Genomic DNA, 13,706 nt, shown 5'->3' on the forward strand with positions numbered 1-13,706 from the left:
AGGGGTTTAGCTGACGGGGTCGTAAAGCACTGCGGCGCGTTTCTCGAACGCCGCAACGATGCGGTGCATCGCTTCGTTGAACACCAAGCCGATGACCCCTTGCAAAACCGTGCTCTTAAACTCGAAATCGACAAAGAACTCGACCTCGCACCCAGCCGGGTGGTCGCGAAATATCCAGTGGGATTTCAGGTATTTGAAGGGTCCATCAAGATATTCCGTATCAATCTTTCTGGTCTCCTGATCCAGCATCACCCGGCTGGCAAACCGTTCGCGGAAAACCTTGAAGCTGATCACCAGATCGGCGTCCATCAGATGCCGGCCATCGGGTTGAGGCGTCACCCGACGCACCCGCGCCGCTGAATTCCAAGGCAAAAACTCCGGATACCGGCTTACGTCGGCCACCAGATCATACATCTGCTGCGGCGTGTAAGGCAGGACACGTTTTTCGCCATGTGTCGGCATCAGGCGGTTTTTCCTTCTAACTCATCGCCACATGTCCTAGGAATACGACCGGAAATCAAGGGGGAAGACATGGCACAGCGACCATATGTCATTGACACGATGATCTCGGCCAAGCAGATCGCGGCGCGGGTCGAAGAGTTGGCAGCCGACATCCAGAAGGAATTTGCCGGCACGGAAAAACTGGTCGTTGTCGGGCTGTTACGCGGATCGTTCGTGTTCATCGCTGACGTCGTGCGCGAACTGGACTTGCCGGTCGAAGTCGATTTCCTCGAAGCCTCATCCTATGGCGATTCGACTGAAAGCAGCCGCGAGGTGCGCATTCTGAAAGATTTGCGCGGCGAGATTTCGGGGCGTGACGTGCTGGTTGTCGAAGACATTGTCGATACAGGCTACACGCTTAAACACGTTGTTGGCCTGTTGAAGGCCAAAGGCCCGAGAAAGCTCAGAACAATTGCGCTGCTCGACAAACCCTCGCGCCGCGAGGTCGACATCCGCGCGGATTGGACCGGGTTCGAAATCCCTGACGAATTTGTCGTGGGATACGGCATCGACTATGCACAACGTGACCGCAACCTGCCCTGTATCGGCAAGGTGCGCTTTCTAGACGAGGACTAGCAAATGCACCAGCGGTGGTTCTGGCGGATGTCCAGATGGGCGCGTAATCCGCCCTCTGCCAAGCGTGTCAGGTTCGTGCTGGCAATCATTGCGATCTGCCTATTGCTCGTCGCATATGAAAAGATCTTTGGCATGCCAGGCTGGATGGAGCTTGAGCGGATCAGGCCATAAATCTTTTCTTATCAAGCTTTTGCAAGACTTTCTTCACGTGCTTGGCGCAGTCGAGCGAAATCGTCACCCGCGTGATAGGATGATCGCGTCAAGGGTGTCGAAGACACCATATGAAAGCCTTTGCCAAACGCTGCAGTCTCGTAGTCCTTGAACTCATCAGGATGCACGAACCGTTCCACCGCGTGGTGTTTGGGCGTCGGCTGCAAATACTGGCCGATGGTCAGAAAATCGATGTCAGCGGCGCGCATGTCATCCATGACCTGCAACACGCCCTGACGATCTTCGCCCAATCCAACCATGATGCCCGATTTGGTAAACATCGACGGGTCCATTTCCTTGACCCGCTGCAACAGTCGCAGCGAATGGAAATAGCGCGCGCCGGGGCGCACCTGGGGGTATAGCCCGGGCACAGTCTCAAGGTTATGATTGAAAACGTCGGGACGTGCTTCCACAACGATTTCAAGCACTTTCGGGTCACACTTCAGAAAATCAGGGGTCAAGATCTCGATTGTTGTGTCAGGTGATTGGTGACGGATCGCGCGGATGGTCTGGGCAAAGTGGTCGGCCCCGCCATCGGCAAGATCGTCGCGATCGACGGATGTGATCACAACATGGTTCAAACCCAGTTTCTTGACTGCATTGGCGACGCGGCCGGGTTCGAACGCGTCCAGATCATCAGGCCGCCCGGTCGCCACATTGCAAAATGTGCAGCCGCGCGTGCAAATCTCGCCCATGATCATCATGGTGGCGTGGCCCTGGCTCCAGCATTCGCCGGCGTTGGGGCATGCGGCCTCTTCACAAACAGTGGACAGGTTGTTTTCGCGCATGATTTTGTGCGTTTCGGCGTATCCCTTGCCACCCGGTGCCTTGACGCGGATCCAGCTGGGCTTTTTGGGCTGCGCATTGTCCGGCCGATGCGCCTTTTCAGGGTGGCGGCTCTCGGGTATTTTCAAGTCACGCATGGCGGTCCTCCGGCCAAAAAACGGTTCACCGACGTATACCCGTATCCCGCGGGCAAGTCACCTTGAAAGCCGCAACGCTGCTATGCACGCCTTGCATGACTTTACGTCGGGTCATCTGCATGCGCTGCCTCGGTCAACAAGGCAGCCAGCGTCTCGAACCAGACCACATGGCGCGACAAATCGCGCCGCACCAAACCAATCTGTCGAAACGGCTGCGGGTCGGCAAACCGCGCAACTGCCAGATCTGGCGTCGCGGTCTGTTCATCCTTGCGGGCCATTTCAGGCAGAAATGTCACCCCCAACCCGCCCGCGGCCAGCCGACACAGCGTGCCCAGCGACGCCGCGCCAAGATCCAAGCGCCTGTCGCGACGACGAAACCCGCACACCTCAAGCGCCTGATCTGCAAGGCAGTGCCCTTCGTCCAGCAACAAAAGCAGGTCTGGATCAATCGCCTCGGGTCGCAGCGCCGCGCCGTGGGCGGCAAGCCCAACAATCTGTTCAGGTGTTCCGGCAAGCAAGAAACGGTCCTTGAACAGGGGCGTTTCCACCACTCCACTGGTCCCGGTGGGCAAGGCGACGATGGCGGCATCCAACCGACCGTTGTCAAGATCGGCCATCAGCTCTGTTGTTTGTGCCTCTCGCAATCGCAGGTCAAGGCCCTCGGCCCGCGCGCGGATCAAGGGAAGTGCGACGGGCAAAAGATAGGGGGCAACCGTCGGAATGATACCAAGGCGCAGGCGACCGGTCAGTCCTTGCTGCCAGTGAACCGCGTCTTTCATCCGGTCCAGTTCGGCCATGATCCGTTTCGCCGTGCCCAGAACGTCTTGCCCGGCCGAGGTCATGTCGATCCCATGTCGACTTCGCACGAACAGCTCTGTCCCCAAGCGGTTTTCCAGCTCCTTGATCTGATTGGAAAGCGCCGGTTGGGTCACGTGGCACTGCTGCGCGGCGCGGCCAAAGTGGCGGGTTTCGGCAAGGGCCATAACGTAGGTCAGTTGGCGCAAGGTGACTTCCATAACCTAAAGTTATCATAGTGCTAAGAAAAAGCAATTTTTCTTTATCGCGCTTAGCTGGCAAGCTTGTGTCGAACTTCATCAGGGAGAATGACATGTCCAAAACACGCATGACCACCACGGCTGGCGCCCCAGTGCCGGACAACCAAAACTCGCTAACCGCAGGTGAACGCGGTCCGGTTTTGATGCAGGACTATCAACTGATCGAAAAATTGGCCCACCAAAACCGCGAACGCATCCCCGAACGCGTCGTGCACGCAAAGGGCTGGGGCGCGTTTGGCACGCTGAAAATCACGGGCGATCTGTCAAAATACACCCGTGCCAAAGCCCTGCAACCCGGCACTGAGACGCCGATGCTGGCGCGGTTCTCGACCGTGGCGGGCGAATTGGGGGCTGCGGACCACGAACGCGACGTGCGCGGCTTCGCTCTGAAGTTTTATACCGAAGAAGGCAACTGGGATTTGGTTGGCAACAACACTCCGGTCTTCTTTGTGCGCGACCCGTTGAAGTTTCCCGACTTCATCCACACCCAAAAACGCCACCCGCGCACCAACATGCGCAGCCCTACGGCGATGTGGGATTTCTGGGGGCAAAGCCCGGAGGCGCTGCATCAGGTGACGATCCTGATGTCGGATCGCGGCCTGCCGCAAACGCCGATGAACATGAACGGTTATGGCAGCCACACCTATTCGCTTTGGAATGACGCAGGCGAACGGTTCTGGGTGAAGTTCCACTTCAAAACCCAGCAAGGCCACGCGCATTACACCAACGAAGAAGGCAACGCCCTGATCGGTCAGACCCGCGAAGGGTATCAAGAGGCACTGTTTGGCACGATCGAGGCCGGCACCTTCCCGCGCTGGAAAATGCAGGTGCAGATCATGCCGGAAGCGGACGCGGAAAAGACGCCCTACAACCCGTTTGACCTGACCAAGGTTTGGCCGCATGGCGACTACCCGGTCATCGACGTGGGCGAGTTTGAACTGAACCGCAACGCGGACAATTACTTTGCCGAGATCGAACAAGCCGCCTTCAGCCCGTCCAACACCGTTCCGGGGATCGGCCACAGCCCCGACAAGATGCTGCAGGCGCGCGTCTTTTCCTATGCCGATGCCCACCGATATCGTCTGGGCACCCATTACGAGGCCTTGCCGGTGAACGCCCCGCGCTGCCCGATGCATCACTATCACAAGGACGGCCAGATGAACTTCATGGGCCCCAAAACGGGTCATCCCGACGCGTATTACGAGCCGAACATGTATGAAGACGCCGCGCGCGAAGATCCGACCACGCTGGAGCCGCCCTTGCGCATTTCAGGCGATGCGGCGCGGTATGATCACCGGGAGGGTAATGACGATTACAGCCAAGCCCGCGCGCTGCATGACTTGATGAACAGCGATGAGCAAGCCCGCCTTTACAGCAACACGGCGGCCGCGATGGACGGCGTGCCAGATGAGGTGATCGACCGGGTTCTGGTTCACTATGACAAGATCAGCCAAGCCTATGGGGATGGCATTCGGGCGGCCCGCAAGGCGCTGTCTGCGTCTGGCTGACCGTAGACCCTCGCCGACCCAGATGGTGCGCCCCGGTAACGCGGCGCACCTTTTTTATTGCACTTGCTGCAACTGCGAGAAACCTGATTGAGCCTTCATTGGAATCGTTCTAAACAATCCGCGAACCCGCGTGGCGATTCCCCACGCAACTGGACCACTGATCAAAGGATTTTGACATGCAAAAAGGCGTTCGCGTTCCCAACATCACCTTCCGCACCCGTGTTCGTGACGACAGCATCGACGGCCCCAACCCGTTCCGCTGGCAGGACATGACCTCGGATGATTACTTCAAAGGCAAGCGCGTCGTCCTGTTCTCGCTGCCCGGCGCGTTCACGCCCACATGTTCGACCTATCAGCTGCCCGGTTACGAGAACGGCTTTGCTGATTTCGCCGCAGAAGGCATCGACGAGATCTATTGCATGTCGGTCAATGACAGCTTCGTCATGAACGCTTGGGCCCGTAATCAGGAACTGGAAAACGTCAAAGTCATCCCCGATGGCTCGGGCGAGTTCACCCGCGGCATGGGCATGTTGGTCAACAAAGATAACTTGGGCTTCGGCGCACGCTCGTGGCGCTATGCTGCTGTTATCAATGACGGTGTTGTAGAAGCATGGTTCGAAGAGCCCGGCCGCTGCGACAACCACGGCGAAGACCCCTATGGCGAAAGCGCGCCGGAAACCGTTCTGGCGTGGCTGAAAGAGGCCAAAGAAGCCGTTGCGTAAGCGATTGCCGAATGAATGATGAAGGGCCGCCCGATTGGGTGGCCCTTTTTGTTTGTGCTAGGTGAGCTAGGCGAATTACAATGGGCGCGGTTAAACCGTCACTGCGACCATTTGAACTTGCCAGTTTGTTTCCCGCTCATGTCGTGAAACGTGCCCTTTCCACCGGCGCGAAATACATAAATGACCCCGAAGTTTTTATATACGACCTGTAGACCATTCTTGGTCTTCGTCATCGGGCTGTTTGCAGGGGACGCGTTGGTGTCGTGCAGGCACAATCCGCTGTTTGACTTGCAAGATACGACATTTGGACTGTACGGCCCGCCGTTTTTTGAGTGCCAGTCAGAGGTGATCGTAATTCGAGACCCAGCCGAAATATCCTGAGCCAAAGCGGGTGTCGCCAAAGTTGTAAGGAGCATCGCAGCACAGACGGTTATCTTTTTCATTGGAACAACTTTCTTTCTTCTTTGAAACTTATTCCATAATGGTGAAGACCAGCCCGTTGTCAAATTCTGAGCAAGAAAGGTCTGGCCCAACGGATTCGGTCTCGGCGCTACTGTACTAGCAGCAACCACTACCTACCAATTTCAACCCCTTCAAAAACCGCGCCGCATTCTGCTGATAATGAATCGCCGACGCCTCGATCCCCTTGATCGCCGCGTCATCCAATTCGCGCACCACTTTGCCCGGTGCGCCCAGAACCATCGATCCGTCGGGGATCACTTTGCCTTCCGTCACCAAGGCCCCTGCCCCGATCAAGCAGTTTTTGCCGATCACAGCGCCGTTCATCACGGTGGCGTTCATGCCGATCAGGCTGCCGTCACCGATGGTGCAGCCGTGCAGAAGCACCTTGTGGCCGACCGTGACGTTCTCTCCAATGGTCAGCGGAAAGCCCATATCGGTGTGAAACACGCAGTTCTCCTGCACATTGGTGCCCGCGCCCACGTCGATCAACTCGTTATCGCCGCGCAACGTGCTTCCGAACCAGACCGAGGCACGTGCGCCGATGCGCACCTTGCCGATCAGGTTGGCATCCGGCGCGATGAACGCGTCGTCGGCGATGTCGGGTGAAACTCCGTCCAAGTCGTAGATCATTCATTTCCCTCTTCAAACTCGGCCTGCAACTTACGGACATGGTTCAACAATCCCGGTTGCTGGTTGCGCCGCTGGCGTGTGGCGTTCACGATGGTGATCAGCTTTTGCGCGGTTTCTTCCAGGTCGTCGTTGATCAGGACATAATCATAACTGCCCCAATGGCTGATCTCGTCCCAGCTTTTCTGCATCCGCTTGGCGATGGTGGCCGCGTCGTCCTGCCCGCGCCCCTCAAGCCGTGCGCGCAACTCTTTGATTGAGGGCGGCAGGATGAAGATCGACAGCGAATGCGACGCAAGCGAGGAGTTGCGGATCTGCACCTCGCCCTGCCAGTCCACGTCGAACAGCACGTCACGGCCGGTTTCGATTGCCTTGCGCACGGGTTCAGACGGCGAGCCGTAGAAATTGCCAAAGACGTGGGCGTGTTCCAGCATTTCGCCCTGAATGACCATGTCCTTGAACTTGGACTCGTCCACGAAATGATAGTGCTGCCCGTCAACCTCGCCCTCACGCGGGGCGCGGGTGGTGGCCGAGACCGAGAAGCTGAGCGTCGGATCCCAGTCCATCAGCCGCCGCGCCAGAGTGGATTTGCCTGCGCCCGATGGCGAAGACAGGATGATAAGAAGGCCGCGACGTTGATTGTTCTGGGCGCTCATGTCTCTACTCCACGTTCTGAACCTGTTCGCGCATCTGATCTATGACATGCTTCAGGTCAAGGCCAATGGCGGTCAATTCGTTGAACTGCGCCTTTGAGCACAAGGTGTTAGCCTCGCGATTGAATTCCTGCATCAGAAAGTCAAGTTTGCGCCCCACGGGGGCATCAGACTGCAGATGCTGGCGGGCCGCGGTGACGTGGGCGCGCAAGCGGTCCAGCTCTTCGCGAACATCGGTTTTCACGGCGATCATGGCAAGCTCTTGGGCCACGCGGTCGCCATCTGCCCCATCGGTGTTCTCCATCACCCGGCGTAGCGCGGATTTCAGCCCCTCGGCACGGGCATCGGCGCGCTGATCCAACACGGCTTCTGCGGCAGTGATCAGCAGATCGACCTCGTCAATCTGGGCAGACAGGATGCGGCCCAGTTCGACCCCTTCCTGACGGCGCGATTGTGTAAAGTCTTCCACCAGATCGGGAATTTGCGCCAACAAGGCGTCGATCAGGGGGGCGTTGTCCTGCTCGGACGGGGCGCGGAGGTCCAACACCCCGCGCATCGCAGCTATATCAGCAGGGCTGATCGGCGACACTTGCAGGCCGCGCGCCTCTGCCTCGGCCGAGATGGCGGACAGGTGACCAAGCGCCAGCAGCAATCCCTCCGGGCTAAGCGACAGCGCGCCCGCGTCGTCTTGGCGGGCTATTTTCAACGCTACCGAGACATTGCCCCGCGCCACCGCGCCTTTCAGCGCTTTGCGCAAGGCATCTTCGATTCCGTCCAGCCAATCAGGCAGCCGGGTGCGGATATCCAACCCGCGCGCATTCACCGCGCGAATGTCCCAGGTCCAGGTAAAACCCGCCTGTTCCCCGGCGGCGCTGGCAAACCCTGTCATCGACTGAGTCATGTGTAATTAACCATTTGTTAAGTTTTTACGCCAATTCCGCGCGGAATGTGGCATATTAAGACATCGGTAAGGAATACCTATTTATTCGTTAACAAACGGTCACAATTTGAACAAGGATACGGTTTAGGCCGTTTGTAGTGATTACCGTTTCAAACCTGGGGCGAGAAACATGAAGATCGAGTATTTGAAAGGCGGGAACGTCGTTGCATTGTCAACTGTGCGCCGCCAAAGCATTTTTCCCGCGACGGCACAGATCGAAGCCTATTGGCATGGTCTCAGAAATGGGCGGTTGATGCCTCAGCGCAGTGATGTGGATCCGCGCGGCATCTCTGACCAACTTGCCCATGCTTTCGTTCTGGAACGCATCGCCCCCGGACTGGCTCGCATCCGTCTGGCCGGACAGCATCTGAACGATATTCTGTCCATGGAAGTGCGTGGCATGCCAATCAGCGCCTTCTTTCTGCCCGGCGCACGCACCGAATTTCAACGTGTCCTCGAAAGCGTCTTCGACAGCCCCGCCGAAGCCTGCCTGAACCTGCGTGGCGAAGCCGGCATGTTTCAAGGCCGCTTGGACGCGCAGATGGTGCTCTTTCCGCTGAAGGACGCAGAAGGTCGCGTGACCCGCGTTCTGGGTGGGCTGCAAGTGCAAGGCCCGCTGGGACGCGGCCCGCACCGGTTCGACATCCGCGAGCTGGAACTGCGCCCGTTGCTGACCGAAGCCCCTGCCCCAAGCCGCACGCCGGCCAGCCCCCCGGACCTTGCTGCAACGTCCTTCACCTCGGACGCGGTCATGATGCGCGATCTGCATGACAGTGGTCTGCCGGACGTGACCCGTGTCGATATCCGCCCCACCCAATCCGAACATACTGGCGAGAAACGCACCGGGCACATCGTGCGACCGGGCTCTGGCGCGCAAGCCTTCATTCCGGGTTTTGCAGAACATGCACAGGGCTTTCAGACGCAAACCGCGCCTGAACGCGCGCCCAAACCGTTGCGCCCCGGCGGCCATCTGCGCTTGGTCAAATCTGACTGAGCCGCCTTCGGCGCCCGGCCAAAACACGTCAGTCTCAAAGAAAAACCCCGGACCGTGCCGGGGTTTTTCAGTTTCACAACAATTCTAGGTGCGAGTTAGCTTGCTTTGGCCGCCGCAGGTTGCGCATCGCGCATGGCCGAAAGCTCTTCGGCCACAAGGAACGCCAATTCCAAGGACTGGCTTGCGTTCAGACGCGGGTCACAGGCGGTGTGGTAGCGGTCTGACAGATCCTCATCCGTCACAGCGCGCACGCCACCCGTGCATTCGGTCACATCCGCCCCGGTCATTTCGAAATGCACGCCGCCAGGAATGGTGCCTTCGGCTTTGTGAACGCCAAAGAATTCCTGCACTTCCTGCAGCACATCATCGAACGGCCGGGTCTTGTAGCCAGTGGCAGACTTGATCGTGTTGCCATGCATCGGGTCGCAGGACCAAACGACATTGGCGCCTTCGTCCTTCACGGCCTTGATCAAGCGTGGCAAGTGGTCGGCCACGCTGCCGGCACCAAACCGCGCGATCAGCGTCAAACGACCGGCGTCGTTGTCCGGGTTCAGCTTGCTCATCAACACCTTCAGGTCATCAGCCGTTGTGGTCGGGCCACATTTCAGGCCGACCGGGTTGACCACGCCGCGGCAAAACTCGACATGCGCACCGTCCGGTTGGCGGGTGCGGTCGCCGATCCAGATCATATGCCCGGACCCGGCAACGGTTTTTCCGGTGGTGGCGTCCAGACGGGTCAGCGCCTCTTCGTATTCCAGCAGCAATGCCTCGTGCGATGTATAGAAATCCACCGTCTGCAGGCTGTGCATCCGGTCCGCGGTCACACCGGCAGATTGCATGAAGTCCAGTGAGTCCTGAATACGTTCCGCCATTGCGCGGTATTTTTCCGCCTCGTCCGATTCGGTGAAGCCCAGCGTCCAGCTGTGCACCTTGTGCACATCCGCCAGACCGCCGGTCGAAAAGGCGCGCAGCAGGTTCAGCGTCGCAGCTGCCTGCGTATAGGCCTGCAACATCTTGGCGGGATCAGGGATGCGCGCCGCCTCTGAGAAGGCAAGCTCGTTGATGATGTCGCCCCGGTAGCTGGGCAACTCAACCCCGTCGATGGTTTCGGTGGGTGCGGAGCGCGGCTTGGCGAACTGACCCGCCATGCGCCCAACCTTGATCACCGGCACTTTCGCGCCGAAGGTCAGCACCATCGCCATTTGCAGCATCACTTTGAACGTGTCGCGAATGCCATCGGCCGAGAAATCGGAAAAGCTTTCTGCGCAATCGCCGCCTTGCAAAAGGAAGGCTTCGCCACGTGACGCGCGCCCAAGCTCTTTGCGCAGTCGCATCGCCTCTCCGGCAAAAACCAGCGGCGGATACTTTGCAAGTTGTGCCTCGACCTGGGCCAGCGCGGCCTGATCGGTATAGTCAGGCATCTGCACCCGAGGCTTCTTGCGCCAGGCAGACTTGTCCCAATCCGTCATGTCTTTGCTCCGTATTCCTTAGTGGTTCCGCATGTGCGCGGTTCAAGCCCACCTTCTAACCTGACCAGCGCTAACGTGCAATTACAGTTATGTGACTGGCCTGTGACCGGCTATGATCATGTATTCTTGGGGCTGAGCTATGATCGCCGCAGATATCGCCGCAGGCAGTTTCGGCCTTGTCGCAAGCCGTGAAACCTGTTGAAGTCCCCGGCACCAAAGGGGAAAAATATCAGCAAGAAGGTAACGTTCATGACCAGAGAGACCTCGCCGGCAGACATGACGGCGCGCCGTTTCGTCTTTGTTTTGGTGGAAGGGTTCACCTTGCTGAGCTTTGCCGGTGCACTGGATGCGCTGCGCATTGCCAACCGCGCGGCCGGACAGCGGCTGTATGATTGGGTCATCATGGGCGAAGGCGGCGCGGTGGCGACGTCGTCTGCGGGTGCCTCATTCAATCTGGACAGCGATCTGGGCGAGCTAAAGCGCGACGACACCGTTATCATCTGCTCAGGCGTTGATGTTCAAACCCACTGCACCCCCAAACTGCTCGGTTGGTTGCGCCGCGAAGCGCGTCGCGGTGTGCGCGTGGTTGGGCTGTGCACGGCGGCCCATGTTCTGGCGCGCGCCGGGTTGCTGGCGGACAAACGCGCCACCATTCATTGGGAAAACCACGACAGCTTCGTTGAAGAGTTCGACGATGTCGATTTGACCAAGCGCGTCTTCGTCATCGACGGGAACGTGATGACGGCAGCGGGCGGCACGTCGTCGATCGACCTGATGCTGAAACTGATCGCGGATGATCACGGCGAGGACGTGGCCAATGTGGTGGCCGATCAACAGATCTATACGTCGATCCGCACGGATCGGGACACCCAGCGCCTGTCCGTGCCGACGCGGATCGGCGTGCGGCACCCCAAGCTTAGCGACGTGATCCAGAAGATGGAGGCAAATATCGAGGATCCGATTTCGCCCTCGACCCTTGCTTCCGAAGTCGGCATGTCCACCCGCCAGTTAGAGAGGCTGTTTCGCCGTTATCTGAACCGCTCGCCCAAGCGGTATTACATGGAGTTGCGTCTTCAAAAAGCCCGCAACCTGTTGATGCAAACCGATATGAGCGTGATCAACGTGGCCTTGGCCTGCGGCTTTTCCAGCCCGTCGCATTTCTCGAAATGCTACCGGTCGCATTACGACACGACGCCCTATCGTGAACGCGGCAGCCACGCGGCAAAGGCGCCGACGTGATCCAGACACCGCGCCTGTTGCTGCGCGCGCCCGCTCCGAGCGATCTGCCGGCGTTGCACACGATCTTCTCCAACCCTGAGGCGATGCGGTATTGGAGCCATGAAACACATGACGACATCGCCCGCACAGAGCGCGTGCTGGACAATATGATCGCATCCCACGCCGATACCGGGCTTGAGTTTGTCGTCGAACGTGATGGAGCCGTGATTGGCAAAGCTGGGCTGTGGCGCATCGCCGAGCTGGGCTATATCCTTCATCCCGACCATTGGGGCCAAGGTCTGGCGCGCGAAGCCTTGGGTGCAGTGATCGAAGCAGCATGGCAAACCCGCGCCGACATTGATCGTATCACCGCAGAGATTGACCCGCGCAACACTGTCTCGGCCCGTCTGTTGACGCATCTCGGCTTCCACGAAACCGGGCGTAGACCGCGCACCTTACACCTATACGGCGAATGGTGTGACAGCACGGACTTCGCCCTGCCCCGTCCGCAGGCGACCGCCGCCAAAGAAGACCCGGTTTTTTAGGCGTTCAACACGCTTCTCCCTTTTCTTTTCCGAAACGCTTGCCTACGCTCGGCCCCGGAATTTTCCAATTGGGAGACAAAGAAAATGAAGAAGTTTCTGATGGCAACCGCCGCCACCGCACTTGTGGGTGGCGCAGCTTATGCCGACAACCATGAAACCATCAAAATCGGCACAATCCTTGGCTTTACCGGCCCGATTGAAAGCCTGACGCCGCATATGGCGGGGGGTGCCGAACTGGCGATGGAAGAGGTTTCGGCCTCGGGCCTGCTGCTGGGCGGCAAGAAAGTCGAAAGCGTGCGCGCTGATTCGACCTGTGTCGACAGTGCCGCGGCCACCGCTGCTGCTGAAAAACTGATCACCGGCGACGGCGTCAAAGGCCTGATGGGCCCCGACTGTTCGGGCGTGACCGGAGCAGTTCTGGCCAACGTGGCCCTGCCCAACGGCATCGTCATGATCTCGCCTTCGGCAACGTCACCCGGCCTGTCGACTGCAGAAGACAACGGCCTGTTCTTCCGCACCGCACCGTCGGATGCGCGCCAGTCGGACATCATGGCACAGATCCTGCGCGAAAACGGCGTGGACTCGGTCGCTGTGACCTATACCAACAACGACTACGGCAAAGGCATGGCCGATGCGTTCAAAGCCGCTTACGAAGCGGCAGGCGGCACCGTGACCATCGTGGCTGCGCATGAAGACGGCAAAGCCGACTATACCGCTGAAGTTGGTGCATTGGCATCGGCTGGCGGCGATCTGCTGGTGGTTGCGGGCTATGTTGACCAAGGCGGTGCTGGCATCGTGCGCGGCGCGCTGGACACCGGTGCGTTTGACATGTTCCACTTCCCCGACGGGATGATCGGGTCGAACCTCGAAGCCAATTTCGGCGACGAAATTGAAGGCTCGACCGGTCAGGTTCCGGGCACGGACAGCCCCGGCGCTGCCACGTTCGCTGAGCTGGTGGGCGACAAGTTCGACGTGACCTCGCCCTATTCCGGCGAAAGCTATGACGCGGCTGCCCTGCTGTTGCTGGCGATGCAAGCCGCAGGCTCGGCAGAACCCGGCGACTATGCGTCGAAGGTCGAGATGGTGGCAAACGCCCCCGGCGAACAAATCTTCCCCGGCGAACTGGCCAAAGGTCTGCAAATTCTGGCGGATGGCGGTGACATCGACTATGTCGGCGCAACAGCGGTCGAGTTCGTGGATGGCGGCGAAGCAGCCGGTTCCTATCGTCAGATCAAGATCGAAGGCGGCAAGATGGTCACGGTTCAATACCGCTGATCTGCACCTTAGAAACAATGAAACAGCC

At 58.9% G+C, this 13,706-nt stretch carries 16 protein-coding genes and 1 pseudogene; 9 read left to right on the forward strand and 8 right to left on the reverse strand.

Annotated features, from left to right (window positions below):
- Window positions 1-6: 6 nt before the first annotated feature.
- A complete protein-coding gene (locus Q0864_RS13835) occupies window positions 7-462 on the reverse strand; it encodes a type II toxin-antitoxin system RatA family toxin (RefSeq protein WP_298570927.1) in 456 nt (151 codons plus the stop codon).
- A 69-nt stretch (window positions 463-531) separates the two neighbouring features.
- Between Q0864_RS13835 and hpt the strand changes: the two genes are divergently transcribed.
- Window positions 532-1,077: a hypoxanthine phosphoribosyltransferase gene (gene hpt / locus Q0864_RS13840; RefSeq protein WP_298570929.1), complete on the forward strand. Its 546-nt coding sequence runs from the start codon at window positions 532-534 to the stop codon at window positions 1,075-1,077.
- Between the two features lie 3 nt (window positions 1,078-1,080).
- Window positions 1,081-1,248, forward strand: a complete 168-nt coding sequence (locus tag Q0864_RS13845; protein WP_298570931.1) for a hypothetical protein — start codon at window positions 1,081-1,083, stop codon at window positions 1,246-1,248.
- Window positions 1,249-1,259: 11 nt separating this feature from the next.
- Here the strand turns inward: Q0864_RS13845 and lipA are convergent, their stop codons facing one another.
- Window positions 1,260-2,210 carry a lipoyl synthase gene (lipA, locus tag Q0864_RS13850; protein ID WP_298570933.1) on the reverse strand — a complete coding sequence of 317 codons (951 nt, stop codon included), beginning with the start codon at window positions 2,208-2,210 and terminating at the stop codon, window positions 1,260-1,262.
- 101 nt (window positions 2,211-2,311) lie between these two features.
- Complete coding sequence (locus Q0864_RS13855; RefSeq protein ID WP_298570935.1) at window positions 2,312-3,214, reverse strand: hydrogen peroxide-inducible genes activator; 903 nt, start codon at window positions 3,212-3,214, stop codon at window positions 2,312-2,314.
- A 119-nt stretch (window positions 3,215-3,333) separates the two neighbouring features.
- Here Q0864_RS13855 and Q0864_RS13860 point away from each other — a divergent pair.
- The 3 genes and pseudogenes from Q0864_RS13860 to Q0864_RS13865 form a co-directional block, all read left to right on the forward strand.
- A pseudogene (locus Q0864_RS13860) lies at window positions 3,334-4,470 on the forward strand (catalase); the annotation flags it as partial.
- Between the two features lie 6 nt (window positions 4,471-4,476).
- The gene (locus Q0864_RS16585; protein WP_363317625.1) at window positions 4,477-4,773 is read left to right on the forward strand and encodes a catalase-related domain-containing protein; all 297 of its coding nucleotides are present in this window, start codon (window positions 4,477-4,479) and stop codon (window positions 4,771-4,773) included.
- Window positions 4,774-4,949: 176 nt separating this feature from the next.
- Window positions 4,950-5,495 carry a peroxiredoxin gene (locus Q0864_RS13865; RefSeq protein WP_298570939.1) on the forward strand — a complete coding sequence of 182 codons (546 nt, stop codon included), beginning with the start codon at window positions 4,950-4,952 and terminating at the stop codon, window positions 5,493-5,495.
- Between the two features lie 98 nt (window positions 5,496-5,593).
- Here Q0864_RS13865 and Q0864_RS13870 read toward each other — a convergent pair whose 3' ends face one another.
- The 4 genes from Q0864_RS13870 to Q0864_RS13885 all read right to left on the reverse strand — a co-directional run bounded on the left by Q0864_RS13870 (window position 5,594) and on the right by Q0864_RS13885 (window position 8,138).
- Window positions 5,594-5,938, reverse strand: coding sequence for a hypothetical protein (locus Q0864_RS13870; RefSeq protein WP_298570941.1), 345 nt, complete (start codon window positions 5,936-5,938; stop codon window positions 5,594-5,596).
- Between the two features lie 115 nt (window positions 5,939-6,053).
- Window positions 6,054-6,587: a gamma carbonic anhydrase family protein gene (locus tag Q0864_RS13875; protein WP_298570943.1), complete on the reverse strand. Its 534-nt coding sequence runs from the start codon at window positions 6,585-6,587 to the stop codon at window positions 6,054-6,056.
- Window positions 6,584-7,240 carry a guanylate kinase gene (gene gmk, locus Q0864_RS13880; RefSeq protein WP_298570945.1) on the reverse strand — a complete coding sequence of 219 codons (657 nt, stop codon included), beginning with the start codon at window positions 7,238-7,240 and terminating at the stop codon, window positions 6,584-6,586. The genes Q0864_RS13875 and gmk overlap by 4 nt, the downstream gene beginning before the upstream one ends.
- A 4-nt stretch (window positions 7,241-7,244) precedes the next feature.
- Complete coding sequence (locus Q0864_RS13885) at window positions 7,245-8,138, reverse strand: YicC/YloC family endoribonuclease (protein ID WP_298570947.1); 894 nt, start codon at window positions 8,136-8,138, stop codon at window positions 7,245-7,247.
- 169 nt (window positions 8,139-8,307) lie between these two features.
- Between Q0864_RS13885 and Q0864_RS13890 the strand changes: the two genes are divergently transcribed.
- Window positions 8,308-9,171 (forward strand): PAS domain-containing protein, encoded by an 864-nt coding sequence (locus Q0864_RS13890; protein WP_298570949.1) that lies wholly within the window; start codon window positions 8,308-8,310, stop codon window positions 9,169-9,171.
- A 95-nt stretch (window positions 9,172-9,266) separates the two neighbouring features.
- Here Q0864_RS13890 and Q0864_RS13895 read toward each other — a convergent pair whose 3' ends face one another.
- Window positions 9,267-10,640, reverse strand: coding sequence for a class II 3-deoxy-7-phosphoheptulonate synthase (locus Q0864_RS13895; protein WP_298570951.1), 1,374 nt, complete (start codon window positions 10,638-10,640; stop codon window positions 9,267-9,269).
- 249 nt (window positions 10,641-10,889) lie between these two features.
- Between Q0864_RS13895 and Q0864_RS13900 the strand changes: the two genes are divergently transcribed.
- The 3 genes from Q0864_RS13900 (at window position 10,890) to Q0864_RS13910 (ending at window position 13,678) form a co-directional block, all read left to right on the forward strand.
- Complete coding sequence (locus tag Q0864_RS13900; RefSeq protein ID WP_298570953.1) at window positions 10,890-11,879, forward strand: GlxA family transcriptional regulator; 990 nt, start codon at window positions 10,890-10,892, stop codon at window positions 11,877-11,879.
- Complete coding sequence (locus tag Q0864_RS13905) at window positions 11,876-12,403, forward strand: GNAT family N-acetyltransferase (protein ID WP_298570954.1); 528 nt, start codon at window positions 11,876-11,878, stop codon at window positions 12,401-12,403. Before Q0864_RS13900 ends, Q0864_RS13905 begins: the two co-directional genes overlap by 4 nt.
- Window positions 12,404-12,487: 84 nt before the next feature.
- Window positions 12,488-13,678: an ABC transporter substrate-binding protein gene (locus tag Q0864_RS13910; protein ID WP_298570956.1), complete on the forward strand. Its 1,191-nt coding sequence runs from the start codon at window positions 12,488-12,490 to the stop codon at window positions 13,676-13,678.
- Window positions 13,679-13,706 lie beyond the last annotated feature (28 nt).

The organism is uncultured Aliiroseovarius sp. (assembly GCF_947497285.1).
Taxonomy (GTDB): domain Bacteria; phylum Pseudomonadota; class Alphaproteobacteria; order Rhodobacterales; family Rhodobacteraceae; genus Aliiroseovarius.